Source organism: Serinicoccus sp. JS2-9 (assembly GCF_059025165.1).
Map to the genome: position 1 here is coordinate 1502643 of NZ_CM180091.1, position 25495 is coordinate 1528137.

Here is a 25495-nt window from a genome sequence, read left to right on the forward strand (position 1 = left end):
TCTGCGGCGCACGTGGACACTCCGACTCCCCAGTGCCGGTGCACGCTGCCCGGCCGACTGGGAGGAGCACGAGCCATGAACGTCGAGCCGTGGATGGACCTGCACCAGGGCGATGTCGCACCACTGCCGGTGCGCGGGGCGCAGCACCTGCTCCGGGAGCGGGGCGCGACCATCGCCGCCGACGGGCTCTACAGCGCGCTCACGGCAGGCGCCGTCTCGGGGCTCCAGTGGGACCAGGGGCTTCCGCCGACGGGCGACATCGACGCCCCCACGTGGATCGCGCTCGTCGTCCCCACCGGGCCCGGCTCGACCGGCGAGGCGGTCCGCGGGGTGCAGCAGTTCGACCCCGGCGCGCAGATCGGCGTCGACCCGCTCGACGTCGACGGATCCTACGGTCCGGCGACCACGGCCGCCGTGCGGGAGTTCCAGCGCCGGTGGGGGCTGACGATCGACGGCCTCGCCGGCCAGGAGACGTGGTCGTTCTTCTCGACCCGCCGCCCCGGGGCGCACGTCTGGGGCATGGCCAAGGTCGGCCACACCCAGGTGGACAACTGGCGGGTCCGGGCGGTGCAGCACCTGCTGAACCACCGCGGCGCCAGTCTTGACGTCGATGGCAGCTACGGGCCGCTCACCGGTGAGGCGATGCGGCAGTGGCAGCTGACCCAGCGCGCGCAGTTCGTCTCCACGACCTGCGGCCAGCTCGACTGGCCCGGGCTCGTCGAGAGCGCCCGCCTCGGTGACAGCGGTCACCACGTGCGGGCGCTGCAGTCGCTGCTGCCCGGACTCGCCGAGGACGGCTCCTTCGGGCCGCTCACCGACACCGCGGTCCGGGAGTTCCAGCAGATGTTCGCCCCGCCGGCGGACGGCATCGTCGGCCCCGTCACCTGGCACGCGCTCACGGTGCCGAAGAGCGAGTAGCCGGCGCTGCGGCATACCCCCATCGACCCGAGCACCCCACCTCCGGCGCACCCCAGCCGTTGGGAGCAGTGACAGGGTGTCGACGAGGAGGCGGTATGCGGCGCGACCACGAGCAGGAGTTCGAGGAGTTCTTCGAGACGACCTCCTCGCGGCTGCTCACCGCGGCCTGGATGCTCACCGGTGACGGTCACGTCGCCGAGGAGCTGGTCCAGGAGGCCATGGCGCGCACGTATGCCCGCTGGGGCCGGGTCCGTCGTGGCAACCCCGCCGCCTACACCCGGCGCACCATCGTCAACCTGCACACCGACCGCTGGCGCAAGCGGCGGCGCGAGGTGCTCACCGATGAGGTGCCCGATCGCGCGACCTCGGACGACGCGATGTCGGTCGACCTCGTGCGTGCCCTGTCCCGGCTGCCCCGCCGCGAGCGCGAGTGCGTGATCCTGCGCCACTACCTCGACCTCTCCGAGGCTGAGACGGCGCGCACGCTCGGTGTCGGGGTGGGCAGCGTCAAGAAGTACGCCATGAACGGTCGCCGCACCCTGCGGGACCTGCTGCGGGAAGGGAACACCTCTCATGTCTGAGCGCGAGCACCTCGACGAGACGACGCACGTGGTGGGTCTGATGGACCGTGCCGCGGCCCACACCCCGCCCCTGTACGTGAGGCACGACGAGGTCGTGGCACGCGGTCGCCGGATCCGCAGCGGCCGCCGTCGGACGGCGGCCGGGGTGGGCGCGCTGGCGCTCGCCGGCACGCTCTGGCTCGGTATGGAGACCCTCCCGTTCGGCGGCGAGGCGCCTCCGGTCCCCGCGTCGGTGGGGTGGTCCGACGGCTCGATCGACACCGAGCTCTTCGACAACGGCCCGAACCCGGAGCACGAGCCGGACCGGACGCAGTGGACCGGGCGGCTGCGCACCGTCGAGGGCGGGCAGCACCCGGAGCTGCTCCTCGCCAAGGACGGTGGTGAGCCCGAGACGATCGTCGGCGAGGACGGACCGGGCGAGAGCGAGGTCTTCCGGGCCGACGGGATCACCGTCCTCGTCTGGGTCGAGCCGGAGGACGGGTTGGCCCAGGACGTGCTCTGGGCCGACGGGGTCGAGTACGGCACGGGTGGCGTCGTCGAGGTGCCGGGCGGCAGGATCCGCTACGCCACGGCGGAGCACGTGCCGGGGGCCGAGGCTGACGTGGTCGAGCTCTATCTGATCGACGAGCGGGGCGCCCGAGCAGCCAGCGGTGCACCGGTCGAGACGGTGCTCCTGGAGACCGACGACATGTCCTGGGTGGTCGGCATCGACCGGAAGCGGCAGGTCTGGGTCGGGGCCGAGGCCTCGGAGCGGGGGATGTGGGGGACCCCGGTGCCCCTGACCGACGGGGCGGCGTACGGCGGAGGCGCGGGCGCCGTGCCCTCCCACGTCCTCGGGCTGCTGCCCGAGGGAGCCTCGGACGTCACGGTGTCGCCCGAGTCGGCGCGCAGCGATGTCGCCATGATGGCCGGGCAGCAGGTGCTCCTCGCGACAGCCGACGAGGGCGCCCCCCTGCCGACGGTCCGCTTCACCCTCGACGGGGAGCAGCACGACCTCAGCACCTTCGTCGACACCTGGCGGCGCGAGGTCGTGCTGGCCGGCACGACGTTGGCCTATCAGGCCATGCCGGACGGCCTGGAGCTGCGGGCCGGCGCGACCGCCCTCCGGCTGGAGCCGGCCGAGCTCGCCGACGCCACGGCGACGGTGGCGCCGATCGACGACCTGGCGGTGGTGGTCGTGCCGGGCTGGATCCCGACCGATGCGCAGACGCCGGTGCAGGTGGCGGTGGACGGTCGTGGCGACGAGCCGACGTGGGTCGAGGTGGAAGAGGACGCCGTGCAGGTACGCGAGCTCTTCGACGGCCGACCGGTGACGATGCTCGCGCTCGACGCGCTCGCGGACGGCGAGCAGGTCGTCGGGATCGGCGAGGGCCCTGCGGGCGGCGCCGTCACCGAGCTCGACCTGGACCAGATCCAGATGGCCTCCTTCGAGGACTGAGCACTCCGAACCTGTGCAGCCAACGGTGGCCTGTGCACACGGCATAACGTGTGCACAGGCCACCGTTCGGTGCACAGGTCCAGGGATGGGCGACGGAACCCGATCCCACCCCAACCTTTCCGGTGCCCCGCCCGTTACCGAGAGACACTGAGCCCCCGGGCCGGCAGCACCGGCCCGGGCACCGGAGGCAGGCGGGAGCGGGCGATGCACAGCAGCGAGGAGGCGGCCTACGTCGAGTTCGTCGACGCCAGCCGCCCCACGCTGCACGCGTATGCCTGGCTGCTCACCGCGGATCCACACGCGGCCGAGGACCTGCTGCAGGAGACCTTCGTGCGGGTCTACGTGCGGTGGCGGCGCATCCGCTCCGGGCAGCCGCTGGCCTACGCCCGTCGCGTGATGTCCAACCTGCACACCGACCGGTGGCGCAAGGGCCGGCGGGAGACGCTGACCGACGACGTGCCGGAGACGGCATACCGCAGCAGCGACGAGACCGCCGCCGTCGACGTGGTGCGCGCGCTGCAGCAGCTGGCGCCGCGGGAGCGGGAGTGCGTGGTGCTGCGGCACTACCTCGACCTGTCGGAGAAGGCGACGGCCGAGACGCTCGGGGTGAGCGTCGGCGCGGTGAAGGGGTATACGTCGCACGGCCTGGCCGCGCTGCGTCCCCTGCTGGCGACGCAGGAGGAGCGTCATGTCTGAGCAGCTGAGCAGGATGCTGGAGCGAGCCGTGGAGCAAGCGCCGGTGAGCGCGCTGACCAGCGACGGTCTGGTCGCGGCGGGACGGGCCCGGGTCCGCCGGCGGCGTGCTGTCGGCGTCGGGGCGGGTCTCGGGACGCTGGCGATCGCGGGGACGCTGTGGCTCGGCCTGAGCGATGGTCAGGTCCTCGGCACCCCTGACGTGATCCCCGCGTCGGTCGCCTGGGAGGCAGCAGAGTCCGAGCAGGTCACCCTCGTCGAGCGGGAGGCCCCGGACGGTGTCTCCTCGGTGGTCGTGACCGGGACCGCCGAGGGGACCGAGGCCACGGTGGTCGTCGAGGGGCAGGAGGAGACCGTGCCGGGGACCACGACTGGTTTCGGCGCGCAGCTGTTCACCACGGATCAGCTGACCGTGCTCGTGTGGGACCAGCCGGCCGGGGTGGACGGCGTGCAGATGGTGCCCGCGCACGACGGCTTCGGGGAGTGGGGGCCGGCCCGCGACGACGACGACCTCTGGTACGCCCTGCTCCAGCAACCGGTCGACGAGCCTCGGGATCTGCTCTTCCACGACGGCGCAGCGGTATGGACCGCGAGCGGGGCCGTCGCCGAGGTAGTCCCGATCGGCGACGGGCGGGTCGAGCGAGAGGTCTTCGTGATCCCCGAGCTGGAGCTTGCCGGAGTCGTCGACGAGGGCATCCAGCTGATGGCCCAGGGCGACGCCCTCCGCGGCTCGGAGTCCCTGCCCTGGTGGAGGGGTGGGGGAGACCTCGAGTGGGTGCTGGCGCGACTGCCGCAGGAGGCGGCGCAGGCCAGGCTCGTCAGCCAGGCTCCCGGGCAGCACGTCGACGGGGACCCGGTCGCGGACACGGTGGAGATCGGCGGCAGTGCCTGGGCGCTGCTCTCCCGCGGCCCCGTCGGCGTCGGGCAGGGTTCGCGCTACGCCCCGGACGTGCAGTGGTCGGCCGACGGACAGCAGTGGCAGGACCGCGAGGGGGCGAGCGTCGACCTGCTCGGACTCGACGGACTGGACTTCGCGCGGGACGGTGACTCCGTGCGGGCCAGCCGATCCGGCGCCGTGCTCGAGGAGCTGCCCGGGATGGGCGAGGGTGTCTGGGCGTGGGAGGACGCCGGTGGGGTGGTCGTCCTGGCGGAGGTCACGGACCTGCACCCCACGGCAGAGCTCGCACCGGTCGTGGCCTACCCGGGGCTCGTCACCGGCACGGGGGCCAGTGCGCTCTCCTCGGCGGCCTACCTGGTCTCCGAGGGCGGCATGGTCGACGTCGCGGGGGAGGAGCTGCCCGCTGTGCGAGTCACGCCGTCCGACGAGCGCGAGGAGGTGGTCGGGGTGCTGCTGGTCAACTCGCTGGTCTCCGACGAGTCGGTGCGTGTGCTCGGTGGGCGCGACGCCTCGCCCGAGCTGCCGATCTCGGAGGGCGTCACGGTGTCCGCCGCGTCCGGCGTCGAGCTCTGGGCGACGTTCACCCACGCCGATCGCCCGGCCGTGCTGGACGGTCCTGGTCTCGTGGCGGTGGCGGGAGAGGGCGAGACCTGGAGCCTGGTCGCACGGCTCCCCGCGGGCGGCGCTCATCCCGCGGTCGTGCCGGCCGATGAGGGTATGACGGTGCAGCAGCCGCTCGGCGAGGTCACCGAGGTCGGGGGCATCCGGTGGTGGTCGCTCACCCTGCAGGCCCCGGGCATGGATGACCTGCGGGCCCAGCTCGAGGGGCTGGACACCGACGGCGACGGTGAGGTCGACCTGCCGCTGGACCTGCTCCTGCCCGAGGGGTGAGCGGCGCTGACCGGGGTCGACGGACGCTGCGGTGAGCGGGCGGCATACCGGAGCAAGCCCGAGCACCCGGAGCGAGGCCCGGTGGGGCCCGGAGCAACCACCCGCGGCGCTCGGTGGGTGGGGGCGCGCCACCTAGACTGGTGACCCATGAGTCATGTGCTGTCCGCGGTCGCCTGGCCGTATGCCAACGGCCCGCGCCACATCGGCCACGTCGCGGGCTTCGGGGTGCCCTCCGACGTCTTCAGCCGCTACATGCGGATGGCGGGGCACGAGGTGCTCATGGTCTCCGGGTCGGACGAGCACGGCACGCCGATCCTGGTGCAGGCCGACAAGGCGGGGCAGACGCCACAGGAGTTCATCGACACCAACCACGCGCTCATCGCCGCCGACCTGACCGCGCTCGGGGTGTCCTACGACCTCTACACGCGCACCACGACGGCCAACCACGACGACGTCGTCCAGCAGATGTTTCTCGCCTGTCACCGCAACGGCTACCTCATCGAGCAGACCCAGCAGGTGGCGATCAGCCCGTCCACCGGACGGACCCTGCCCGACCGCTACATCGAGGGCACCTGCCCGATCTGCGGGTATGCCGAGGCCCGGGGCGATCAGTGCGACAACTGTGGCAACCAGCTCGACCCCGCCGACCTCGAGGAGCCGCGCTCCAAGATCAACGGCGAGACGCCGGAGTTCCGCGACACCCAGCACTTCTTCCTCGACCTGCCGGCGCTGGCCGAGGCGCTCGGGGAGTGGCTCGACGGGCGTGAGGCGAGCGGGCTGTGGCGGCCCAACGTCATCCGCTTCTCCACCAACATCCTGTCCGAGATCCGGCCGCGGCCCATCACCCGAGACATCGACTGGGGCATCACCATCCCGCTGGACGGCTGGCGGGAGAACCCGACGAAGAAGCTCTACGTCTGGTTCGACGCGGTCATCGGCTATCTGTCGGCCTCGGTCGAGTGGGCGAGGCGGCTGCCGGGGGAGCAGGGCGAGCGCTGGCGGGAGTGGTGGAACGGCACAGACGCGCTGACCTACTACTTCATGGGCAAGGACAACATCACCTTCCACTCCCAGATCTGGCCGGCCGAGATGCTGGCGCACAACGGGCAGGGGAGCACGGGTGGCGAGGTCGGGCCGTTCGGCGTGCTCAACCTGCCGACCGAGGTGGTCTCCAGCGAGTTCCTCACGATGGAGGGTCGGCAGTTCTCCACCTCCCGCAACGTCGTCATCTACGTCCGCGACGTGCTGGAGCGCTACCAGCCCGACGCGCTGCGCTACTTCCTGTCCGCCGCCGCGCCGGAGACGGCCGACTCCGACTTCTCCTGGCCGGAGTTCGTCAAGCGGACCAACACCGAGCTCGTCGCGGGCTGGGGCAACCTGGTCAACCGCACCGCGTCGATGATCGCGAAGAACTTCGGGGAGATCCCCGCCGCGGGCGAGCTCGAGGAGGTCGATCACGCTCTGCTGCAGCAGATCCGGGACAGCTTCGAGACCGTCGGTGGGCTCATCGCGACGCACAAGCAGAAGGCCGCGCTCGCGGAGGCCATGCGCCTCGTCGGTGAGGCGAACGCCTACGTCTCGACCACCGAACCCTTCAAGCTCAAGGGCGAGGACCAGCGGGAGCGGCTGGGGACCGTGCTGCATACCCTCGCGCAGGCTGTGGTCGACCTCAACACCATCCTGTCGCCCTATCTGCCGCACAGCTCGACGGCAGTGCACCAGGCGCTCGGCGGCGAGGGCGACTTCCAGCCGATGCCGCGGCTGGAGACGGTCGAGGATCTCGACGACAGCTCGCGGCCGGACTACCCAATCATCACCGGCGACTACTCCACCGCGCCGCGCTGGGAGCACCGCCCGGTCGTGGTCGGTGCCCCGGTGGCCAAGCCGTCGCCCATCTTCACCAAGCTCGACCCGTCGGTGGTCGAGGAGGAGCGGGCGCGGCTGGGTCTGGTCGACGAATCCGCCGGGGCGGCGGTATGACGTCCGCTCGCTACAGCGTCTGGCTCCGGTGAGCGACGAGCGCCTGGCGCAGCGGCCGCCAGCACCGGACCCGCTGCCGATCCCGGTGGTGGACAACCACTGCCACCTCGATGTCCGCCGCGACGACGCCCCACTGCTGGCGGTCGAGGAGGTCGTGCGTGAGGCGACGGCCGTCGGGGTGGACCGGCTGGTGCAGATCGGGTGCGACATCGAGTCGGCGCGCTGGACCGCGGGGGTCGTCGACGAGCATCCGGCCCTGCTGGGCGGAGTCGCGATCCACCCCAACGAGGCGCCGGGCCATGAGGCAGCGGGCGAGCTGGATGACGTCATCGACGAGATCGACTCTCTCGCAGCGCATCCACGCATCCGGGTGATCGGTGAGAGCGGGCTCGACTACTTCCGGACCGGCGAGGAGGGGGTGGCGGCGCAGCACCACTCCTTCCGGCGGCACATCGCGCTGGCCAAGGAGCACGGGCTCGCGCTGCAGATCCACGACCGGGACGCCCACGACGACGTGCTGCGCATCCTCGCCGAGGAGGGCGCGCCGGAGAAGACCGTGCTGCACTGCTTCTCCGGCGACATGGATATGGCCCGCGAGTGCGTGCGCCGTGGCTACTATCTCTCCTTCGCCGGCACGGTCACCTTCACCAGCGCCAAGGACCTGCGCAACGCCCTGGCGGTCACCCCGCTGGAGCACCTGCTCGTCGAGACCGACGCGCCCTATCTCACGCCGACGCCCCATCGCGGCCGGGCCAACGCGCCCTACCTCGTCCCCCTGACGGTGCGGGCGATGGCGGCGACGCTCAACACCTCGGTGCCGCAGCTGTGCGAGGCGCTGTCGGTCAACAGCGAGACGGTCTACGGCCCCTGGTGACGGCTGGCCCCGGAGTGTGGTCGGCCTAGCACAACCTTCATCGGCGAACTTCCCGATGAAGGTTGTGCTAGGCCGTGGTCACTCTGAGGCGTCGTGGCCGGGTGAGGCCGCGCGGAGCCGGTGCCTACCGTCGAGTTCGACCATGGGTTCTCGCGCCATGGCAGCAGGACCCATGGTCGAAAAGGTCGGGGGTGGGACGTCGGGTGAGAGGATGCCGGGCGTGAGCGAGCGACCCACCAGTGAGCCGGACCCTGAGGCTGCTGTGCGTCCGGGCGCCGAGCCGGGCGCCGAGGACGCGCCCGAGGCTGCCGGCGCGACCCTGCTTGGGCCGGACCCCAGGGACGCGCTCGGGACGGCCGCCCCGACCCTGCTCGGGCCGGCCCAGATCCGCGCTCTCGCCGACCGCCTCGGCATCCGGCCGACCAAGCAGTGGGGCCAGAACTTCGTCATCGACGGCGGCACGGTGCGGCGCATCGTGCGCGCTGCCCACCTCGAGCCGGACGACGTCGTGCTGGAGGTCGGCCCGGGGCTGGGCTCGCTGACGCTGGCGCTGCTCCCGCAGGTCGCCCACGTCACGGCCGTCGAGATCGACCCCGTGCTCGCCACCCAGTTGCCGCTCACGGTCGCCGAGCACGCGCCGGACCTCGCCTCCCGGCTGGACGTGCGGCATAACGATGCGCTGCGGGTGACCGACCTGCCCGACCCGCAGCCGACCGCGCTCGTCGCGAACCTGCCCTACAACGTCGCCGTGCCCGTGGTGCTGCATCTGCTCGCCACCGTGCCGACGCTGCGGACCGTGCTCGTCATGGTCCAGCTCGAGGTCGCCGAACGGCTCGCGGCGCGGCCGGGGAGCAAGGTCTACGGCGTGCCCAGCGTCAAGGCGGCCTGGTATGCCGATGTGTCGGGTGCGGGGCGCATCGGCCGGTCCGTCTTCTGGCCGGCGCCCAACGTCGACTCCGGGCTGGTTCGGATGGTGCGTCGCGACCCGCCGGTGACCGAGGCCTCCCGGGAGCAGGTCTTCGCCGTGGTCGACGCGGCCTTCGCCCAGCGCCGCAAGACGCTGCGGGCCGCGCTCGCCGGGTGGGCGGGGTCGCCGGCGCAGGCAGAGGCATACCTGCGCGCCGCCGACGTCGACCCCAGGGCGCGTGGCGAGGTGCTGACCGTGGAGGACTTCGCCCGGATCGCCGCCGCCGCCGCAGGTCAGCGCCCATAGCGTCGTCGCTCCGAGGCAACCCATAGGGTGAGGCCATGACCGTGCAGTCGCCCTCGGAGACCGTGACCGTCCGGGTGCCCGGCAAGATCAATCTCGGGCTCTCGGTCGGGCCGGTGCGCGAGGACGGCTATCACGAGGTGTCGACGATCTATCACGCCGTCAGCCTCCACGACACCGTCACGGTCCAGATCGCCGACGAGTGGTCGGTGCATGTGACCGGGCCGTGGGCCGACCTGGTGCCGACCGACTCCGGCAACCTCGCCCTCGTGGCGGCGCGGACCCTGGCCAAGCGACGGGCGCGTCGCGCCAAGGTCGAGCCGGTGCGGATCGACATCGACAAGCACATCCCGGTCGCGGGCGGCATGGCCGGAGGCAGCGCCGACGCCGCGGCTGCGCTTGTCGCCTGTCGCGAGCTCTGGGCGCTGGACCACATCGAGAACGACCTGCTCGAGCTCATGGCGGCCAGCCTCGGCTCGGACATCCCCTTCCTGCTCCACGGCGGCACCGCGATCGGCAGCGGCCGCGGGGAGCAGGTCACGCCCGTCCTCGCCCGAGGCGAGCTGCACTGGGTGCTCTGGGCCGGCGAGGGGCTGACCCTGTCGACCCCAGAGGTGTATGCCGAGTGCGACCGGCTGCGGGAGGAGTCTGGTGTCGAGGTGCCGGCTCCGGAGCCCTCGGGTGAGCTCATGACGGCGCTGCGACGGATGGACACCGACGAGGTCGCCGGCGCGCTGCACAACGACCTCCAGGACGCCGCGATCTCGCTGCAGCCGAAGCTCGCCGAGGCGCTCGCGGCCGGGCTCGACCTCGGTGCCCGCGGCGGCATCGTGTCGGGGTCGGGCCCGACGGTGGCCTTCCTCGTCGGCTCGCAGGCCGAGGCGATCGACCTGTCCGTGGGCCTGGCCGCCAACGGCCCGACCGGCGACATCGTGCGGGCGGTGGGGCCCGCGCCGGGCGCCCAGCTGCTGCACCGGAGCATGCCCGAGCCGCCGCGGCACAGCCCCGACCCGCACCGGCCCGGGCCGCTGGGCCCGGTGACCGGCTGATGGCGGGCCGCCCGCCCGCCAGCCTCGTCACACTCGACCGCGCGCATCTGCTGGCGGGCACCCAGGTGCTGCTCGACGAGGTCTCCGTCGGAGTGCTCGAGGGGATGCGGATCGGGGTCGTCGGCCGCAACGGTGGCGGCAAGACCTCGCTGCTGTCGGTGCTGACCGGGCGTCGTCCGCTCGACTCCGGCCGCGTCATCCGCACCGGCGACGTGACCGTCGGCATGCTCGCCCAGACCGACGTGCTGGACCCCTCGGCGACGGTCGGTCAGGTGGTCCTCGGCGACCTCGACGAGCACGAGTGGGCCCGCGACGCCCGCGTCCGCGAGGTCATCGACGGGCTCCTCGGCGACAGCGCCCGCGCCGTGGGTGGATGGGACGCGACCGTCGGCCCCCTCTCCGGCGGTGAGCGCCGCCGCCTCGCGCTGGCCGCCCTGCTCGTCGCCGACCCCGACCTGCTCGTGCTCGACGAGCCCACCAACCACCTGGACGTCGAAGGGGTCGCCTGGCTGGCGGCATACCTCTCCGGGCGGCGACCCCGGGCCGGGAGTGCGCTGGTCGTCGTGACCCACGACCGCTGGTTCCTCGACGCGGTCTCGACGCTGACCTGGGAGGTCACCGACGGCGAGGTCCACACCTACGAGGGTGGGTATGCCGCGTACGTGCTCGCGAAGGTCGAGCGGCAGCGCGTGGCCCGGGTGACGCAGGAGCGGCGGGAGAACCTCGCGCGCAAGGAGCTGGCCTGGTTGCGGCGTGGGGCGCCGGCGCGCACGAGCAAGCCGAAGTTCCGCATCGAGGCGGCGACCGCGCTCATCGAGGGGGAGCCGCCGCCGCGGGACGCCGTCGAGCTCGTGCGCTTCGCGACGACCCGGCTCGGCAAGGACGTGCTCGACCTGCTCAACGCCACCGTGCGGGCGGGGGAGCGCGACCTGCTGACCGACGTGACCTGGCGGATCGGGCCCGGCGACCGGTATGGCGTCGTCGGGGTCAACGGCGCCGGCAAGTCGACGCTGCTGCGGGTCCTGCAGGGCGAGCACCCGCTCGCGTCCGGCAAGCTCAAGACCGGCAAGACGGTGCGGATGGCCTGCCTGACCCAGGAGCTGCGCGAGCTCGACCGGGTGGCGGGCTGGTCGGTCATCGACGCGATCACCGAGGTGCGGTCGTTCACGGTGATCGGGGGCAAGGAGGTGAGCGCGAGCTCGCTGGCCAAGCGGCTCGGCTTCTCCGGCGGGCGGCAGCAGTCGCGGGTGGGGGACCTCTCGGGCGGGGAGCGGCGGCGGCTGCAGTTCGTGCGGCTGCTCATGGACGAGCCCAACGTGCTGCTGCTCGACGAGCCGACCAACGACCTCGACATCGACACGCTCACCGCGATGGAGGACGTGCTCGACGGGTGGGCCGGGACGCTGCTCGTCGTCTCGCACGACCGCTACCTGCTGGAGCGGATGACCGATCGGCAGGTGGCGCTGCTGGGCGACGGCAGCCTGCGGGATCTGCCGGGCGGGGTGGAGGAGTATCTCCGGCTGCGGCAGGGGATGGCGTCGGCCGGGACACCAGCACCCGTCGCGTCGGCCTCGGCACGGGCGGGTGGATCCTCCTCGGGCGCACCGGGATCCGGTGTGTTCAGCCCCACGCCGGCCCAGGTCCGCGAGGCGCGCAAGACCCTGGCGCGGGTGGAGAAGGCCCTCGACCGGCTGCATACCCAGCAGCAGCGGCTGCACGAGCAGATGGCCGCTGCCGCAACGGATCCCGAGGAGCTGGCCCGACTCACCGCGCAGGACGCCGACCTGGCTGCGCAGGAGGAGGCGCTGGAGACCGAGTGGCTGGAGGCCTCGGAGGCGGCGGAGGGCTAGCGGCGAGCACCGACCTGCCGGCTCAGCGCCGTGGAGCCCTATCCTGGGTGGCGGAGGCGATGACCATGCACCTGGACGAGTTCACGGTCGCCACGCAGATGGGCAAGGCCCTGGGAGTCACGCCCGACTTCCCGGCGGTCGAGCCGACGCCACGGTGGGTGCGGGTCAAGGTCGGCGACCAGATCGTCGCGGACTCCAGGCGCGCGCTGCTCTACCGTCAGTACGGCCCGCCGCCCATGCTGCCGACCTATTACCTGCCGCTGTCGGACGTGGTCGAGGGACTGCTCACCGATCCCCGCCGGCGTGACGACGGGTCGGTGCTGTATGCCGTGGAGGCCGGGGGGAAGCGGGTCGAGGGGGCCGCCTGGACGTACCACTCGCCCACGGGGGACTTCGCCGCCCTGGAGGACATGGTGACCTTCACGTGGGGCGATGACGCGGTGACGTGGCTGGAGGAGGACGAAGCTGTTCGCGCACGCCCGGGACCCGCACAAGCGGGTCGACGTGGTCGACAGCACCCGGCACGTGCAGGTGCGGGTCGACGGAGAGCTGCTCGCCGACTGCCGGCGGCCCCTGGTGCTCTTCGAGACGCATCTGCCGACGCGCTACTACCTGCCCGTGGACGACGTGCGCATGGACCGGCTCGAGGAGAGCGGGACACGCACGCCCTGCCCCTACAAGGGCTGGGCCCGCTACTGGTCGGTGCGCGGCAGCGATGCCTTCCAGGACATCGCGTGGTCCTACCCCGACCCGGTGCCGGAGAACCCGCGGATCGCGGGCCTCGTGTGCTTCTACAACGAACGGGTCGAGGTCGTCGTGGACGACGAGCCCGAGCAGCGGCAGGCGTCGCCGTTCGGGTGAGACCGTGCCGCGACCCGATCCCGCCGCACGGCCCTAGCTGCGGGCGCTGATCTGCCTGCGGCGCAGGCCGATCAGGCCCAGCACGACGCCGACGAGGGCGATCCCGGCGAGGGCGAGCAGCGGCAGCCACTCCACCGGCTCGACCGGCACCTGCGCGGGGTAGTGCAGCGGGGAGAGCCCGAGCACCCAGTCCGGGACCTGTAGCAGCGCGGCGAAGTTGCCGACGAAGACCATGATCCCGATGAGGGCCCAGCCGACCGGCGCCAGCAGGCGCGGTGCCCAGCCGAAGAGCAGCGTGCAGACCCCGAGGGTGACGAGGGCCGCGGGCAGGGTGTTGACGTGGGCGAGGAGGCCGTCGCCGACGAGCGCACCGTTGCCGGTGACCCCTCCTGCGGCGACGCCGACGAGGAGCCCGGTGAGGAGCATGACGACCGCCGCGCCGGCCGCGATCGCGACGACGTGCGACAGGCCCCAGGCGACGCGCCCGGTCGGGGTGGCGAGCACCGCCTCGGCCCGGCCGGAGTCCTCCTCCGACTTCAGGCTCTGCACGGCATACACGATGAACGCCGCCGTGAGATAGCCGCTGAAGACCGAGAGGAAGGCGAGGTAGCCGGCCGCGAGCTCGCCGGCGCCGAAGACCTGTTGGAGCGCCTCCGGCATGTCCGCGGCGGAGTCGAGCATGACCTGGGTGAAGAGCCCGTCGACGACGCCGAGCAGCACGATCGCGAAGCCCCAGGCGAGCACCGGCCCGCGCTGCAGGCGCGCCGCGAGACCCCAGACCGTGCCGAGCGTGGGGTCTCCTTCGGCGCGGCCGCGCCGGGCCGCGAGCAGCCCGGCGCCGAGGTCGCGTCGGTCCTGCAGGGCGAAGGCGACCGCGATCGTCACCGCGGCGAGGGCGGCAGACAGGAGGAGAGGCCACCAGCTGTCGAGGACGTAGGGCCCGGTCTGGCTGGCCCAGCCGAGCGGGGAGAACCACGACAGCGCGCTCCCACCCTGCGCGGCCATGTCCCCGAGCGCGCGGAGCGCGAAGGCGATGCCCAGGACGAGGCCGGCCAGGCCGGACGCCGACCGGGAGTACTCCGAGAGCTGCGCGGTGATCGCGCTGACCCCGGCGAACGCCATACCGGTGAGGGCGACACCCCCGCCGACGAGCAGGGATCCGGTCGGGGCGAAGTCCTGGGCGACCGCCATGCCGGCGACCGCGAGCCCGGCCGCGAGGTTGGTGATCGCGGCGACGACGAGCGCCGCGGTGAGGCGCGAGTGGCGGCCGGTGACGTTGGCGCGCACCAGCTCGGCGCGGCCGCTCTGCTCCTCGACCCGGGTGTGGCGGGAGACGAGCAGGATGTTCATGAGCGCGGCGAGCAGGTAGAGGTAGAGCGTGTAGCCGCCGGCGAAGAAGGTCTCGTAGCTCGGCGGGTCCATGCCGTAGGCCGGGCCGGCGAACATCCGGCCGATCGGTTGGCTCAGCATGGGGCTCGCGGCGGCGAGCTCGGCCTCGGTGGGCGCGATCTGCGGCAGCGCGGCGCCGATGTAGACGACGAAGAGGCCGAGGCCGGCGACCCAGGCCGGCAGCTTGATCCGGTCGCGCCGCAGCATGAAGCGCACCAGGGTGCCGGTGCCCGCCAGGTCACTGCGGCTGCGGGTATGCCGTGGCGCACCATGGGCGGGCCTGGTCTGGCCTCGGGTCGGACGGCCCGCCGAGGCGTCGTGGTCGCGGGTCGCGGTGCTCATCGCGCCGCCCCCTCCTCGACGGACCCCTCCTGCGCGGCCCCCTCCTCGACCGAGCGTCGCGAGTGGTTGCTCTCAGCCCCACCGGACGTCGCCTGTGGTTGCTCGCCGTAATGGCTGACCAGCAGCTGCTCCAAGGTCGGCGGGTGGGCGGTGATCGAGCGCAGGCCCAGCTCGCTCAGCTGGCGGATCACCGGGCCGACGTGCTCGCCGTCGACCTCGAGACGGACCTCGTCGTCGGTGACGGTGACGTCGTGCACGCCGGTGAGTGACTGCATACCGTCGGCGGGGTGGTCCGTGCGCGCGACGATCGAGGTGCGCGTCATGTGGCGCAAGTCGTCCAGGCTCCCGGTCTCGACCACCTGGCCCGCGCGGACGATCGAGATGCGGTCGGCGAGGACCTCGACCTGGGCCAAGATGTGGCTGGAGAGCAGGACCGTGGTGCCGGCGGCGCGCGCCTCGCGGATGCAGTCCTGGAAGACGAGCTCCATGAGCGGGTCGAGGCCGGCGGTGGGTTCGTCGAGCAGCAGCAGGTCGACGGGGGAGGCGAGGGCCGAGATGAGCGCGACCTTCTGGCGGTTGCCCTTGGAGTAGGTGCGGGCCTTCTTGGTCGGGTCGAGGTCGAAGCGCTCGCACAGCTCGTTGCGGCGGGCCCTGTCGAGGGTGCCGCGCAGCCGCGCGAAGAGGTCGATGGCCTCGCCACCGGTGAGATTGGGCCAGAGCTCGACGTCGCCGGGGACGTAGGCGAGGCGGTGATGCAGCGCGACCGCGTCGTCCCAGGGATCGGCGCCGAAGAGGCTGACCTCGCCGCCGTCGGCGCGCAGCAGGCCCAGCAGGACGCGGATCGTCGTCGACTTGCCGGCGCCGTTGGGGCCGAGGAAGCCGTGGACCTCGCCCTCGGTGACGGACAGGTCGAGGCCGTCGAGCGCGCGGGTCGAACCGAAGGTCTTGACCAGGCCGTCGGTGCGGATCACGGGGGTGGTGCTCATGGTGTCTCCTCGGGGGTGCCGGGGTGCTCGCCGTCCGGGGTGGGCGGCAGGAAGGTCTGGGTGGCGCGCTCGGTGAGCAGGCCGTGGCTGAAGAGCTCGAGGGTGGTGCGGGTGTATGCCGTCGTGTCTCCGTCGCCGAGCAGGTCCTCGCCGATGAGGCGCTGCATGTGCTCGTGCATGACGAGGGCGCCGAGCGACCAGAGGGTGAGGACGACCACCCGGGTGCGGGGGTCGTCGCTGGGCTGAACGAGACCGGCCTCGACGCCCTCGGCGGTGTAGCCGATGGCGTCCTCGACGAGGTCGTCGATGAAGTCGTTCATCCGGGGGCTGCCGTCGGAGATGGTGCGGGCGATGTAGCGCAGCGCCGGTCGTGCCTCCTCGACCTTGGCGTCGAGGTGGATCGGGGAGGCGCCCAGGCCTGCGCGCATGGTCGCGTGCTTGGACTCGCGGACGAAGGCGAGCACCCGCTCGTCGCACGCCTCGCGGAGCCCTTCCTTGGAGCCGTAGTGGTGGATGACCAGCGGCGGCGACACCCCGGCCTGCTCGGCGATGGAGCGCAGGCTGGTGGCCTTGACTCCCTGCCGCCCGAAGAGGTCGATGGCTGTCGTCAGGATGCGCTCTAGCCCGCGCTCAGGCGCCTCGGCGGGGGGAGACGTGGGATCGGGCTGTGCGCTGACCATGTGTTCAGCATGACACTGACTGAACGTTCAGTCAACACTTTCTGCACCGGACGTGCGTGAGTCACGCACCGAGCGCACGTTGGTCACGCACCGGACGCACGGTCGTCACGCACCGGACGCACGGTATGCCCTCGCGCGGCGCCTCAGGCGTCGTCGAAAGGAGCGAGGAGCCCCTTGAGCAGCTGCGCCAACCGTGCCTGCCGCTGCGGGGTCAGCCCCTGCAGCAGCCGGCGTTCGTCGGCCAGCAGGTCGGCCATCGCGGCGTCGACGACGTCGCGGCCGGCGGGGGTGAGACGCACGAGTTTGGAGCGCTGGTCGGCCTCCGAGGCAGCTCGCGCCACCAGCCCGCGGTCCACGAGGCGCGCGATGCGGTTGGTCATCGTGCCGCTGGTCACCAGGGTCTGGCGCATCAGCTGGGTCGGGGTGAGCTCGTAGGGCTCACCCGCCCGGCGCAGCGCCGAGAGCACGTCGAACTCCCACGGCTCCAGCTCGTGGGTGCTGAAGGCCTGGCGCCGAGAGAGGTCCAGGTGACGGGACAGTCGGGAGACGCGCGACAGCACCTCGAGCGGGCTGACGTCGAGGTCCGGGCGCTCGCGACCCCAGGCCGCGACGATGCGGTCGACCTCGTCGTCCGGTGCCTCGCTCATGCCTCACACAGTAGGGGACCGCCGGTCGGCCACCTCGATCAACCATTCGCGACGCTCGGTGGGGTGGAGACCAACCATTCGCGACGCCCGGTGGTCAGCGGAACTGGCGCTCGATCCGCGCGACCTCCTCCTCGGTGAGCTCCAGGTGCACCGCCCGGGCCGAGTCGGTGATCGACTCGGGGCGGCTCGCGCCGGGGATCGGTATGACGTGCTCGCCCAGCCCGAGCTCCCACGCCAGCACCACCTGTTGCGGGCTCACGCCGCGCTCGGTGCCGATCTCGTGGAAGGCGGGGTAGGTCACCCCGACCTCGCTCGCCGACCCGGTGCCGCCGAGCGGACTCCAGGGGAGGAAGGCGATCCCGTACTCACCGCATACCTCGAGCTCCTCGCGGCTGGACCGGAAGCGCGGGGAGAACTCGTTCTGCACCGACGCGAGCCCGCCCTCGCCGAGCACCTCCAGGGCGACCTCGATCTCCTCGACGTTGGCGTTGGAGATGCCGACGGCCTTGATTTTGCCCTCGTCCTGCAGGTCCTTGAAGGTCTGCACGACCTCGCCGTAGACGCGCCACCGGTCCGGCCGGTGCCACTGGTAGAGGTCGATGACGTCGACGTCGAGCGCGCGGAGCGAGGCCTCGACCGCGCGGCGCAGATACTCCGGGGAGCCGTCGCGGCCCCACTGCTCACCGTCGGCACGCGTGATGCCGCCCTTGGTGCCGACGACGACGTGGCTGGTGTCGCCGTAGGACCGCAGCGCCTTCGCGACGACGCGCTCGTTGTGCCCCATGTGGTCCCAGCTGGGCGCATAGATGTCGGCGGTGTCGATGTAGGTCACGCCCGCGTCGAGGGCGGCGTGGACGGTGGCGATCGCCTGCTCCTCGCTGGGCTGCGGCTCCTTGCCGAGCGAGAAGGGCATCGCCCCCAGGCCGATGGCGGAGACGGCGAACGGACCGAGGCGGCGTGTCTGCATACCTCGAGCCTAGGTGGCGCGCTGCGCAGGTATATCGTCGCGCCGGTCAGTCGGTGACGAAGAGACTGAGGCGGGTGCGCATGTCGGCGGGATCGGCGTCGGGGGTGGGTTCGGTGAGGTACTCCTCCAGGAGCTCGCCGCTGGGGATGAGTCCCTGCTCGGTCGTCCAGTCGACCAGTCGCTGCCAGGAGGACCCGAGGTTGTCGTAGGAGCCCTCGTGCACCAGCTGGGCCGCCCGGCCACCGGGCAGCTCGCACGTCCCGACCGGGTCGGCCGCGACGAAGTCCGGGCCGACCTGATGGCCGACCCGGACGTCGATCGTCTCGCCCGGGGGTGAGGGGAACCACGCGAAGGCGGGCCCGGCTGGGGTCTGTCCCTGCTGTCCGAGGGCCTGGCCGAGACTCTGGAACGCGGTGTCGAAGAACGTGCGCACCTCGTCCGCGGGGAGGGCGCGACCGGTGACGACCGCGACGCGTCGCGGCTCGATGGTGACGAGGGAGGGGTCGATCATGATGATGTCCTTCCGGAGAGTGAGGTGTGCCGCGGTGATGGCCACGGTGTCGACTGCGCGGAGACCGGCAACTCATCGGTCGAACGCCCAAGGAGCTCCCCGGGCAGGAATCGAACCTGCGTCGCTAATCCTGATTCAAAGTCAGGCGGCCCCTACCAGCAGAGCAACCGGGGAACGTGCCGGAGCACCGGAACAGCCTAACGAACGGGCGGCTCGACGCCGCCGCCGCAAACCGTGCGGCCAGTCACGGCAAATCGTGCGGCCAGTCACGGCAAATCGTGCGGCCGGTCACAGCAGACCGTGCGGCCGGTCACAGCAGACCGTGCGGCCGGTCAGGGTTTGCGGGCGCGGGAGCGCAGGGTGGGCTTGGCCTCCATGCCGGCCAGGCCGTTCCAGGCGAGGTTGACCAGGTGCGCGGCGACGTCGTCCTTCTTCATCTTGCGCGAGTCGAGCCACCAGCCGCCCGGGATCGCGACCATGCCGACGAGCATCTGGGCATACAGCGGCGCCGTCTTGGGGTCGAGCCGCCGTCGCTTGAACTCCGCGGCGAGGATGTGCTCGACCTGCGTCGCGACGTCGCTGATGAGCGAGGCGAAGGACCCCGTCGACTGCCCAGGCGGGCTGTCGCGCACGAGGATCCGGAAGCCGTCGGTCGAGGTCTCGATGTAGTCCAGCAGCGCCAGCGCAGCCGCCTCCAGCAGCGCCCGCGCATTCCCCTCGTGCTCGGTCAGCGCGTCGGTGATCTGCCCGAGCAGGGCCTGGATCTCCCGGTCGACGACGACGGCATACAGCCCCTCCTTGCCGCCGAAGTGCTCATAGATCACCGGTTTGGAGACCCCCGCCGCCTCGGAGATCTGCTCCACGCTGGTGCCCTCGAAGCCGCGCTCGGCGAAGAGCGCGCGCCCGACGTCCACCAGCTGCTCCCGGCGCTGGGGGCCGGTCATGCGGTGGCGGGCGGTCTTGGCTGCCGAGGAACTCACCGGTCCATCATGCCAAGCGCGCGAAGGTAGAGTGCCCACCGTGACGACCCACCACCCCGCTGCCGTCATCATCCTCGCCGCCGGGCAGGGCACCCGGATGAAGAGTTCGATCCCCAAGGTGCTCCACCGGATCGGCGGAAGATCCCTCCTCGGACACGCGATGTATGCCGCGCGCCACGTCGAGCCGCGGCACCTCGCCGTCGTCGTGCGGCACGAGCGGGAGCGGGTCGCCGCGCACGTCGCCGAGGTCGACCCGGGCGCCGTCGTCGCCGACCAGGACGAGGTCCCCGGCACCGGCCGCGCCTGCGAGTGCGGGCTCGACGCGCTGCCTGCCGACCTCACCGGCACCGTGCTCGTGACGATGGGTGACGTGCCGCTGCTGTCGGGGGAGACCTTGAGCGAGCTGACCCGGGTGCACGAGGAGCGCGGCTCCGCCGTGACGCTGCTCTCCGCGGTGGTCTCCGACGCCGGGTCCTACGGCCGCGTGGTGCGCGACGCCGCCGGCGAGCTGCTGGAGATCATGGAGTTCAAGGACGCCCGCAAGCACCGCGAGGCGGGCGACGAGTACTCCCACGTCGTCGACATCCGGGAGTACAACTCCGGCATCTACGCCTTCGACGTCGAGGTCCTGCGTCGGGCGCTCGGCCGGGTCGACCAGGCCAACGAGCAGGGCGAGAAGTACCTCACCGACGTCATCCGGATCGCCCGCGAGGAGGGCCGCACCGTCCTCGCCCACCCGCTGGACGACCTCATGCAGACCGAGGGCGTCAACGACAAGGTGCAGCTGGCCGACCTCGGCAAGGAGCTCAACCGCCGCCTCGTCGAGCAGCACATGCGCGACGGCGTCATCGTCGTGGACCCGGCCACCACGTGGATCGACGCCGACGTCACCATCGGCCAGGACACGGTGGTGCGCCCGGGCACCCAGCTGCTCGGGGCCACCACGGTCGGCGCCGACGCGGTCATCGGGCCGGATACGACCATCACCGACTGCGAGGTCGGCGACGGGGCCAGCGTCGTGCGCACCCAGGCCGAGCACGCGCAGATCGGCCCGGCTGCCACCGTCGGCCCCTTCTCCTACCTCCGTCCCGGCACGGTCCTCGGCGAGGGCGGCAAGATCGGCGGCTTCGTGGAGACCAAGAACGCCCAGATCGGTGCGGGCGCGAAGGTGCCGCACCTGACCTACTGCGGCGACGCGACCATCGGCGAGGGAGCCAACATCGGCGCCGGCACGATCTTCGCCAACTACGACGGGGTCGCCAAGCACCACACCACCGTCGGCCGGCACAGCTTCGTCGGCTCCGACTCGGTCCTCGTGGCCCCGGTGGAGATCGCCGACGGGGCCTACGTCGGTGCCGGCTCGACGATCGAGGGCGACGTCGGTCCGGGGCAGATCGCCGTGGGTCGGGCACGCCAGCGCAACATCGACGGCTGGGTCGCCCGCCGCCGGGCCGGCACGAAGACCGCGGCCGCCGCCGAGGAGGCGCTCGCCTCGGGCGGCCCCGCGGAAGCACCGGAAGACGCACCCGGAGCGACCGACGCGCGGACCGGGCAGCACGGCATACCGCAGCAGACCCAGAGCTCCCAGGAGGGCTGATGACCGGCATCCACCGCACCCCGGAGAAGAACCTCATGGTTTTCTCGGGCCGCGCGCACCCGGCGCTCGCCGACGAAGTGGCCGACGAGCTCGGCACCAACCTCGTGCCGATGGACGCCTACACCTTCGCCAACAGCGAGATCTACGTGCGCTTCGACGAGTCGGTGCGCGGGTGCGACGCCTTCGTCATCCAGAGCCATGTCGCGCCGGTCAACGAGTGGATCATGGAGCAGCTCATCATGGTTGACGCGCTCAAGCGCGGCTCGGCCAAGCGGATCACCGTCGTGCTGCCGTTCTACGGGTATGCGCGGCAGGACAAGAAGCACCGCGGTCGTGAGCCGATCTCGGCCCGGCTCATGGCCGACCTGTTCAAGACCGCCGGCGCCGACCGACTGCTCACCGTCGACCTGCACACCGCGCAGATCCAGGGCTTCTTCGACGGGCCGGTCGACCACCTCATGGCGACGCCGATCCTCTCCGCGCACATCAAGGAGAAGTATGGCGATCGCGACCTAGCTGTCGTCTCGCCGGACGCCGGTCGCATCAAGGTCGCGGAGTGGTGGAGCAACAAGCTTGGCGGCGTGCCGCTGGCCTTCATCCACAAGACCCGCGACGTGACCCGGCCCAACCAGTCGGTGGCCAACCGGGTCGTCGGTGACGTCGAGGGGCGCACCTGCATCCTGGTCGACGACATGATCGACTCCGGCGGCACCATCTGCAAGGCCGCGGACGCGCTCATCAAGGACGGGGCCAAGGACGTCGTCATCGCCGCGACGCACGCGATCTTCTCCGACCCGGCGATCGAGCGGCTGCGTGACTCGGTGGCCAAGGAGGTCGTCGTCACCAACACGCTGCCGATCTCGGACGAGGCGTTGGCGATGGACAAGCTGACCCAGCTGTCGATCGCGCCACTCGTCAGCCGCGCGATCCGCGAGGTCTTCGAGGACGGCTCGGTCACGTCGATGTTCGAGGGCCGCGCCAACTGAGCCGACCCCACCCCGATGTCGACCACCGGAATCGCTGGCATGGCACGAGAACCCATGGTCGAATTCCACGGTCGGGTCCCGGATTTCGCCGCTCCGCGGGCCGGGCGATAGACTGACCGGCGTTGCCTCGGCGAGGGACGCTGCACGGTGTCCGTCATCGACGAAGAGCCAGCGATGACCCGCGCGCCCCGCGCTGTGTCCCGCGTCGAGGCCGTTCCCCTGCACACCGCATACCAGAAGAAGGCTTGACGCATGGCTGACCAGCTGAAGATCACCGCCGAGAAGCGGACGGAGTTCGGCAAGGGCGCTGCCCGCCGCATCCGCCGCGCCGCCAAGGTCCCCGCCGTCCTCTACGGCCACGGCACCCCGCCGCTGCACCTCTCCCTCCCGGGTCACGAGGCCATGCTGGCGCTGCGCCACACCAACGCCGTCCTCACGCTGGACGTCGAGGGCGAGAGCCACATGGCGCTGGCCAAGGACGTGCAGCGCGACCCGATCAAGCGCTTCATCGAGCACGTGGACCTCGTCGTCGTGCGTGCTGGCGAGAAGGTCACCGTCGAGGTCGGCGTCCACATCGAGGGCGAGGCCGCGCCGGAGACCGTCGTCACCACCGACTACAACACCCTCGAGGTCGAGGCCCCCATCACGAGCATCCCCGAGTGGCTCAACGTGTCCGTCGAGGGCATGGAGGCCGGCACCCAGGTGCTCGCAGGCGAGGTCGAGCTGCCCGAGGGTGTCACCCTGGTCACCGATCCGGAGGCCCTGGTCGTCAACGTCTCCCAGCAGGTCTCCGAGGATGCGCTGGAGGCCGAGCTGGCCGAGGCCGAGGCCGAGGCCGGCATCGAGCAGGACGAGTCGGACGAGGAGGCCGCCAAGGGCGATGCGGCCGACGAGTCCGAGGGCGGCGACGAGGAGTCCAAGGACGAGTGAGTGCGCCGGCTCGGGCGTCCCGGGCCGACCGCTTCACCGAACCTGCGTGTGGCCGTGCCCGGAGTTCCGGGCGCGGCCACAGCGCGTGTGAGCAGGAGATCCGATGAGTGAGGCCCCCTGGCTGGTCGTGGGACTGGGCAACCCCGGACCGAGGTATGCCGGTCATCGCCACAACATCGGCGCGATGGTCGTCGAGTCGCTGGCGCAGGAGACCGGTGCGTCGCTGCGCGAGCACAAGGCGGGTCGCGCCTGGGCGGCCGAGGTGCGCCTCGGTGTCCGGCCGGGTGGGCTCCCGGGCCCGCGCGCGGTGCTGGCCCGCCCGATGACCTACATGAACGTCTCCGGCGGGCCCGTGTCGGCCCTGACGAAGTTCTACAAGATCCCGGTCGAGCAGGTCGTCGTGGTGCACGACGAGCTCGACATCGACGCCGGTCAGGTGCGGCTCAAACGCGGGGGTGGCGAGGGCGGACACAACGGCCTGCGCTCGATCACCCAGTCGCTGGGGAGCAAGAACTACCTGCGGGTGCGCCTGGGGATCGGCCGGCCGCCGGGCCGACAGGACCCGGCCGACTACGTGCTCTCCGACTTCCCCGCCCGCGACCGGACCGAGGTGGAGTTGCTCATCGGCGATGGCGAGGACGCCGTCATCGACCTGGTGCAGTTGGGCCTCGAGACCACCCAGCAGCGCTTCCACGCCCGCTGACTCTGACTGGCCGCGCGTTATGCCGTGACTGGCCGCGCGATCTGTTGTGACTGGCCGCGCGATCTGTTGTGACTGGCCGCGTGGTCTGCTGTGACTGGCCGCGCGGTCTGCTGTGACTGGCCAGGCGGTCTGCGGCTGGCCAGGCAGACCAAGACTGCCCCCATGAAGCCCAGCACCGCGACCCAGATGCCGCCGAAGAGCCACCAGTTCATCGGGGCCAGCGCGGCGCGGTAGCCCTCGACGGCTCCCGAGGCCGCTACGCCCCAGTCTCCGTCGCGCAGGGCGGGCTCGATGTGCTCCGTGGCGGCGTCGTCGGCCTCCCCGCCGTGGGCCTCGGTCTCCTCGACGTAGCCGTAGCGACGCTCGTCGACCGCCGCGGCGACGAGCACGTCGCCCTCGCCAACCCGGCACGGTCGAAGGTCGCCTCCGTCCAGTCCGGCCCGGACTGCCCGTTGAAGGTGCCGACGAAGACCACGTGCAGCGCCACCTCCTGCTCCGCGGCGAGCTGCGCGATCTCGTCCTGGATCCGGCCCTCCTCTGCCGGGCTCAGCACCGCGGCGTCGTCGACGACCGACTTCACCTCATCCAGCGGCGGCACGGCATACCCCGCTCCCGTGCCGATGCCGAGCGCGACCAGAACCAGCGCCGCAGCCCCGGCCGAAGCGACCCGCGCGGCTGCCTGTGGGCTCTCATCCCAGCCCCCCTCTGCCCGTCACGGCCCGCGCCAGACCGGCGCGCACGCCGGTCCGGTCGCGGGGTTCAGCCCTGGTTCTTCAGCTGCTGCAGCCGCGCCTCGATCTCGGCGTCCTCACCGCTGCTCTCGAGCTCGGCGAACCGGTCCTCCAGGCTCGCCGACTGCGCCTCGGCCCGGCCGGCGACCATCGCCTCCTGCTTGCGGATGTTGTCCTCCCAGCGCGCGAGGTCGCTGCTGGGGTCCATGACGTCGATGGACGACATGGCGTCCTGCACCTTCTCCTGCGCCTCGACCGAGCGCGCCCGGGCCACGAGGGTGCCACGGCGTGACTTGAGGTCCTCGAGCTTGGTCTTCATGGTGACCAGACCGTTCTTGAGCTGGTCGACGGTCTCGTTCTGCTGAGAGATGGTCGGCTCGGCGGTCTTCACGTCGTTCTCGTGCTGGATCTGGCGGCCCAGCGCGACCCGGGCCAGGTTGTCGAACTTGTAGGCCCCGTCCGGGTCGCCCTTCCCCCGCATCTCGTCGGCCTTGGCCGACGCGGCGGCCGCCTTGCGTCCCCACTCCACCGCGGCGTCGCGGTCGGTCTGCAGGTCGGCCTCGGCCATGCGGACGTTGGCGATGGTCTGTGCCACCGCCTCCTCGGCCTCGGCGATGCTGTTGGTGTAGTCACGGATGAGCTGATCGAGCATCTTCTCGGGGTCCTCGGCGCGGTCCAGCAGCGCGTTGATGTTGGCGCGCGCCAGCTGGCTGATGCGGCCGAGGACGGTCTGCTTCTGGGTCATGCTCGTGTCCTTTCTCCACCCGCGGGTGCGGGTCGTGCTGGTCAACTGCTCTGTCAGG

Annotated in this window: 24 protein-coding genes, 1 tRNA gene and 2 pseudogenes; 16 read left to right on the plus strand and 11 right to left on the minus strand. The window is 71.8% G+C overall.

Annotation, left to right across the window (positions count from 1 at the left end; genetic code table 11):
- Window positions 1-75 precede the first annotated feature (75 nt).
- From AC5PYY_RS07510 to AC5PYY_RS07565, 12 genes and pseudogenes are all read left to right on the plus strand, one after another.
- Window positions 76-918, plus strand: a complete 843-nt coding sequence (locus AC5PYY_RS07510) for a peptidoglycan-binding domain-containing protein (protein WP_493899150.1) — start codon at window positions 76-78, stop codon at window positions 916-918.
- A 95-nt stretch (window positions 919-1013) separates the two neighbouring features.
- Complete coding sequence (locus tag AC5PYY_RS07515) at window positions 1014-1499, plus strand: SigE family RNA polymerase sigma factor (protein ID WP_493899151.1); 486 nt, start codon at window positions 1014-1016, stop codon at window positions 1497-1499.
- Entirely contained in the window at window positions 1492-2937 is a 1446-nt protein-coding gene (locus AC5PYY_RS07520) for a hypothetical protein (protein WP_493899152.1), read from the plus strand. Before AC5PYY_RS07515 ends, AC5PYY_RS07520 begins: the two co-directional genes overlap by 8 nt.
- A gap of 204 nt (window positions 2938-3141) precedes the next feature.
- Window positions 3142-3633: a SigE family RNA polymerase sigma factor gene (locus AC5PYY_RS07525; RefSeq protein WP_493899153.1), complete on the plus strand. Its 492-nt coding sequence runs from the start codon at window positions 3142-3144 to the stop codon at window positions 3631-3633.
- Entirely contained in the window at window positions 3626-5419 is a 1794-nt protein-coding gene (locus tag AC5PYY_RS07530) for a hypothetical protein (RefSeq protein ID WP_493899154.1), read from the plus strand. Before AC5PYY_RS07525 ends, AC5PYY_RS07530 begins: the two co-directional genes overlap by 8 nt.
- 147 nt (window positions 5420-5566) lie before the next feature.
- Complete coding sequence (gene metG / locus AC5PYY_RS07535; RefSeq protein ID WP_493899155.1) at window positions 5567-7399, plus strand: methionine--tRNA ligase; 1833 nt, start codon at window positions 5567-5569, stop codon at window positions 7397-7399.
- Window positions 7400-7427: 28 nt separating this feature from the next.
- Window positions 7428-8273 (plus strand): TatD family hydrolase, encoded by an 846-nt coding sequence (locus AC5PYY_RS07540; protein ID WP_493899156.1) that lies wholly within the window; start codon window positions 7428-7430, stop codon window positions 8271-8273.
- 319 nt (window positions 8274-8592) lie between these two features.
- Complete coding sequence (gene rsmA / locus AC5PYY_RS07545) at window positions 8593-9486, plus strand: 16S rRNA (adenine(1518)-N(6)/adenine(1519)-N(6))-dimethyltransferase RsmA (RefSeq protein ID WP_493899343.1); 894 nt, start codon at window positions 8593-8595, stop codon at window positions 9484-9486.
- Between the two features lie 35 nt (window positions 9487-9521).
- Window positions 9522-10532 carry a 4-(cytidine 5'-diphospho)-2-C-methyl-D-erythritol kinase gene (locus AC5PYY_RS07550; RefSeq protein WP_493899157.1) on the plus strand — a complete coding sequence of 337 codons (1011 nt, stop codon included), beginning with the start codon at window positions 9522-9524 and terminating at the stop codon, window positions 10530-10532.
- A complete protein-coding gene (locus AC5PYY_RS07555; RefSeq protein ID WP_493899158.1) occupies window positions 10532-12382 on the plus strand; it encodes an ABC-F family ATP-binding cassette domain-containing protein in 1851 nt (616 codons plus the stop codon). The genes AC5PYY_RS07550 and AC5PYY_RS07555 overlap by 1 nt, the downstream gene beginning before the upstream one ends.
- A gap of 98 nt (window positions 12383-12480) precedes the next feature.
- A pseudogene (locus AC5PYY_RS07560) lies at window positions 12481-12801 on the plus strand (DUF427 domain-containing protein); the annotation flags it as partial.
- 85 nt (window positions 12802-12886) lie between these two features.
- Complete coding sequence (locus AC5PYY_RS07565; protein ID WP_493899159.1) at window positions 12887-13243, plus strand: DUF427 domain-containing protein; 357 nt, start codon at window positions 12887-12889, stop codon at window positions 13241-13243.
- A gap of 33 nt (window positions 13244-13276) precedes the next feature.
- Here the strand turns inward: AC5PYY_RS07565 and AC5PYY_RS07570 are convergent, their stop codons facing one another.
- The 8 genes from AC5PYY_RS07570 to AC5PYY_RS07605 all read right to left on the minus strand — a co-directional run bounded on the left by AC5PYY_RS07570 (window position 13277) and on the right by AC5PYY_RS07605 (window position 19709).
- Window positions 13277-14974: an ABC transporter permease gene (locus AC5PYY_RS07570; protein WP_493899160.1), complete on the minus strand. Its 1698-nt coding sequence runs from the start codon at window positions 14972-14974 to the stop codon at window positions 13277-13279.
- On the minus strand, window positions 14971-15960 hold the full coding sequence (locus AC5PYY_RS07575) for an ABC transporter ATP-binding protein (protein WP_493899161.1): 990 nt from the start codon (window positions 15958-15960) through the stop codon (window positions 14971-14973). Before AC5PYY_RS07575 ends, AC5PYY_RS07570 begins: the two co-directional genes overlap by 4 nt.
- Window positions 15957-16640, minus strand: coding sequence for a TetR/AcrR family transcriptional regulator (locus tag AC5PYY_RS07580; RefSeq protein ID WP_493899162.1), 684 nt, complete (start codon window positions 16638-16640; stop codon window positions 15957-15959). Before AC5PYY_RS07580 ends, AC5PYY_RS07575 begins: the two co-directional genes overlap by 4 nt.
- A gap of 143 nt (window positions 16641-16783) precedes the next feature.
- On the minus strand, window positions 16784-17287 hold the full coding sequence (locus tag AC5PYY_RS07585) for a MarR family winged helix-turn-helix transcriptional regulator (RefSeq protein WP_493899163.1): 504 nt from the start codon (window positions 17285-17287) through the stop codon (window positions 16784-16786).
- A gap of 94 nt (window positions 17288-17381) precedes the next feature.
- Entirely contained in the window at window positions 17382-18254 is an 873-nt protein-coding gene (locus tag AC5PYY_RS07590) for an aldo/keto reductase (protein ID WP_493899164.1), read from the minus strand.
- A gap of 46 nt (window positions 18255-18300) precedes the next feature.
- Window positions 18301-18765 (minus strand): GyrI-like domain-containing protein, encoded by a 465-nt coding sequence (locus tag AC5PYY_RS07595; RefSeq protein ID WP_493899165.1) that lies wholly within the window; start codon window positions 18763-18765, stop codon window positions 18301-18303.
- A 95-nt stretch (window positions 18766-18860) separates the two neighbouring features.
- Window positions 18861-18939 (minus strand) — tRNA-Gln (locus tag AC5PYY_RS07600).
- A gap of 158 nt (window positions 18940-19097) precedes the next feature.
- A complete protein-coding gene (locus AC5PYY_RS07605) occupies window positions 19098-19709 on the minus strand; it encodes a TetR family transcriptional regulator (protein ID WP_493899344.1) in 612 nt (203 codons plus the stop codon).
- 76 nt (window positions 19710-19785) lie between these two features.
- Here AC5PYY_RS07605 and glmU point away from each other — a divergent pair, with 76 nt between their 5' ends.
- The 4 genes from glmU to pth all read left to right on the plus strand — a co-directional run bounded on the left by glmU (window position 19786) and on the right by pth (window position 23961).
- A complete protein-coding gene (gene glmU, locus AC5PYY_RS07610) occupies window positions 19786-21342 on the plus strand; it encodes a bifunctional UDP-N-acetylglucosamine diphosphorylase/glucosamine-1-phosphate N-acetyltransferase GlmU (protein ID WP_493899166.1) in 1557 nt (518 codons plus the stop codon).
- Window positions 21342-22328 carry a ribose-phosphate diphosphokinase gene (locus AC5PYY_RS07615; protein WP_493899167.1) on the plus strand — a complete coding sequence of 329 codons (987 nt, stop codon included), beginning with the start codon at window positions 21342-21344 and terminating at the stop codon, window positions 22326-22328. Before glmU ends, AC5PYY_RS07615 begins: the two co-directional genes overlap by 1 nt.
- A gap of 252 nt (window positions 22329-22580) precedes the next feature.
- Entirely contained in the window at window positions 22581-23258 is a 678-nt protein-coding gene (locus AC5PYY_RS07620; RefSeq protein ID WP_493899168.1) for a 50S ribosomal protein L25/general stress protein Ctc, read from the plus strand.
- Between the two features lie 103 nt (window positions 23259-23361).
- Complete coding sequence (pth, locus tag AC5PYY_RS07625) at window positions 23362-23961, plus strand: aminoacyl-tRNA hydrolase (RefSeq protein WP_493899169.1); 600 nt, start codon at window positions 23362-23364, stop codon at window positions 23959-23961.
- A gap of 17 nt (window positions 23962-23978) precedes the next feature.
- Here pth and AC5PYY_RS07630 read toward each other — a convergent pair whose 3' ends face one another.
- The 3 genes and pseudogenes from AC5PYY_RS07630 to AC5PYY_RS07640 all read right to left on the minus strand — a co-directional run bounded on the left by AC5PYY_RS07630 (window position 23979) and on the right by AC5PYY_RS07640 (window position 25437).
- Window positions 23979-24350, minus strand: a complete 372-nt coding sequence (locus tag AC5PYY_RS07630; protein ID WP_493899413.1) for a hypothetical protein — start codon at window positions 24348-24350, stop codon at window positions 23979-23981.
- A gap of 17 nt (window positions 24351-24367) precedes the next feature.
- A pseudogene (locus AC5PYY_RS07635) lies at window positions 24368-24559 on the minus strand (TPM domain-containing protein); the annotation flags it as partial.
- Window positions 24560-24720: 161 nt separating this feature from the next.
- Window positions 24721-25437, minus strand: a complete 717-nt coding sequence (locus tag AC5PYY_RS07640; protein WP_493899170.1) for a PspA/IM30 family protein — start codon at window positions 25435-25437, stop codon at window positions 24721-24723.
- Window positions 25438-25495 lie beyond the last annotated feature (58 nt).

What these genes read in the sequence shown, in the direction of transcription:
- AC5PYY_RS07640 (WP_493899170.1), bottom strand. Translation starts at nt 25,437, where the DNA reads ATGACCCAGAAGCAGACCGTCCTCGGCCGCATCAGCCAGCTGGCGCGC.
- AC5PYY_RS07590 (WP_493899164.1), bottom strand. Translation starts at nt 18,254, where the DNA reads ATGCAGACACGCCGCCTCGGTCCGTTCGCCGTCTCCGCCATCGGCCTG.
- AC5PYY_RS07585 (WP_493899163.1), bottom strand. Translation starts at nt 17,287, where the DNA reads ATGAGCGAGGCACCGGACGACGAGGTCGACCGCATCGTCGCGGCCTGG.
- metG (WP_493899155.1), top strand. Translation starts at nt 5,567, where the DNA reads ATGAGTCATGTGCTGTCCGCGGTCGCCTGGCCGTATGCCAACGGCCCG.
- AC5PYY_RS07620 (WP_493899168.1), top strand. Translation starts at nt 22,581, where the DNA reads ATGGCTGACCAGCTGAAGATCACCGCCGAGAAGCGGACGGAGTTCGGC.
- AC5PYY_RS07575 (WP_493899161.1), bottom strand. Translation starts at nt 15,960, where the DNA reads ATGAGCACCACCCCCGTGATCCGCACCGACGGCCTGGTCAAGACCTTC.
- AC5PYY_RS07515 (WP_493899151.1), top strand. Translation starts at nt 1,014, where the DNA reads ATGCGGCGCGACCACGAGCAGGAGTTCGAGGAGTTCTTCGAGACGACC.
- AC5PYY_RS07605 (WP_493899344.1), bottom strand. Translation starts at nt 19,709, where the DNA reads ATGACCGGCCCCCAGCGCCGGGAGCAGCTGGTGGACGTCGGGCGCGCG.
- AC5PYY_RS07525 (WP_493899153.1), top strand. Translation starts at nt 3,142, where the DNA reads ATGCACAGCAGCGAGGAGGCGGCCTACGTCGAGTTCGTCGACGCCAGC.
- AC5PYY_RS07570 (WP_493899160.1), bottom strand. Translation starts at nt 14,974, where the DNA reads ATGAGCACCGCGACCCGCGACCACGACGCCTCGGCGGGCCGTCCGACC.
- AC5PYY_RS07530 (WP_493899154.1), top strand. Translation starts at nt 3,626, where the DNA reads ATGTCTGAGCAGCTGAGCAGGATGCTGGAGCGAGCCGTGGAGCAAGCG.
- AC5PYY_RS07580 (WP_493899162.1), bottom strand. Translation starts at nt 16,640, where the DNA reads ATGGTCAGCGCACAGCCCGATCCCACGTCTCCCCCCGCCGAGGCGCCT.
- AC5PYY_RS07595 (WP_493899165.1), bottom strand. Translation starts at nt 18,765, where the DNA reads ATGATCGACCCCTCCCTCGTCACCATCGAGCCGCGACGCGTCGCGGTC.
- pth (WP_493899169.1), top strand. Translation starts at nt 23,362, where the DNA reads ATGAGTGAGGCCCCCTGGCTGGTCGTGGGACTGGGCAACCCCGGACCG.
- AC5PYY_RS07510 (WP_493899150.1), top strand. Translation starts at nt 76, where the DNA reads ATGAACGTCGAGCCGTGGATGGACCTGCACCAGGGCGATGTCGCACCA.
- AC5PYY_RS07550 (WP_493899157.1), top strand. Translation starts at nt 9,522, where the DNA reads ATGACCGTGCAGTCGCCCTCGGAGACCGTGACCGTCCGGGTGCCCGGC.
- AC5PYY_RS07520 (WP_493899152.1), top strand. Translation starts at nt 1,492, where the DNA reads ATGTCTGAGCGCGAGCACCTCGACGAGACGACGCACGTGGTGGGTCTG.
- AC5PYY_RS07615 (WP_493899167.1), top strand. Translation starts at nt 21,342, where the DNA reads ATGACCGGCATCCACCGCACCCCGGAGAAGAACCTCATGGTTTTCTCG.
- AC5PYY_RS07555 (WP_493899158.1), top strand. Translation starts at nt 10,532, where the DNA reads ATGGCGGGCCGCCCGCCCGCCAGCCTCGTCACACTCGACCGCGCGCAT.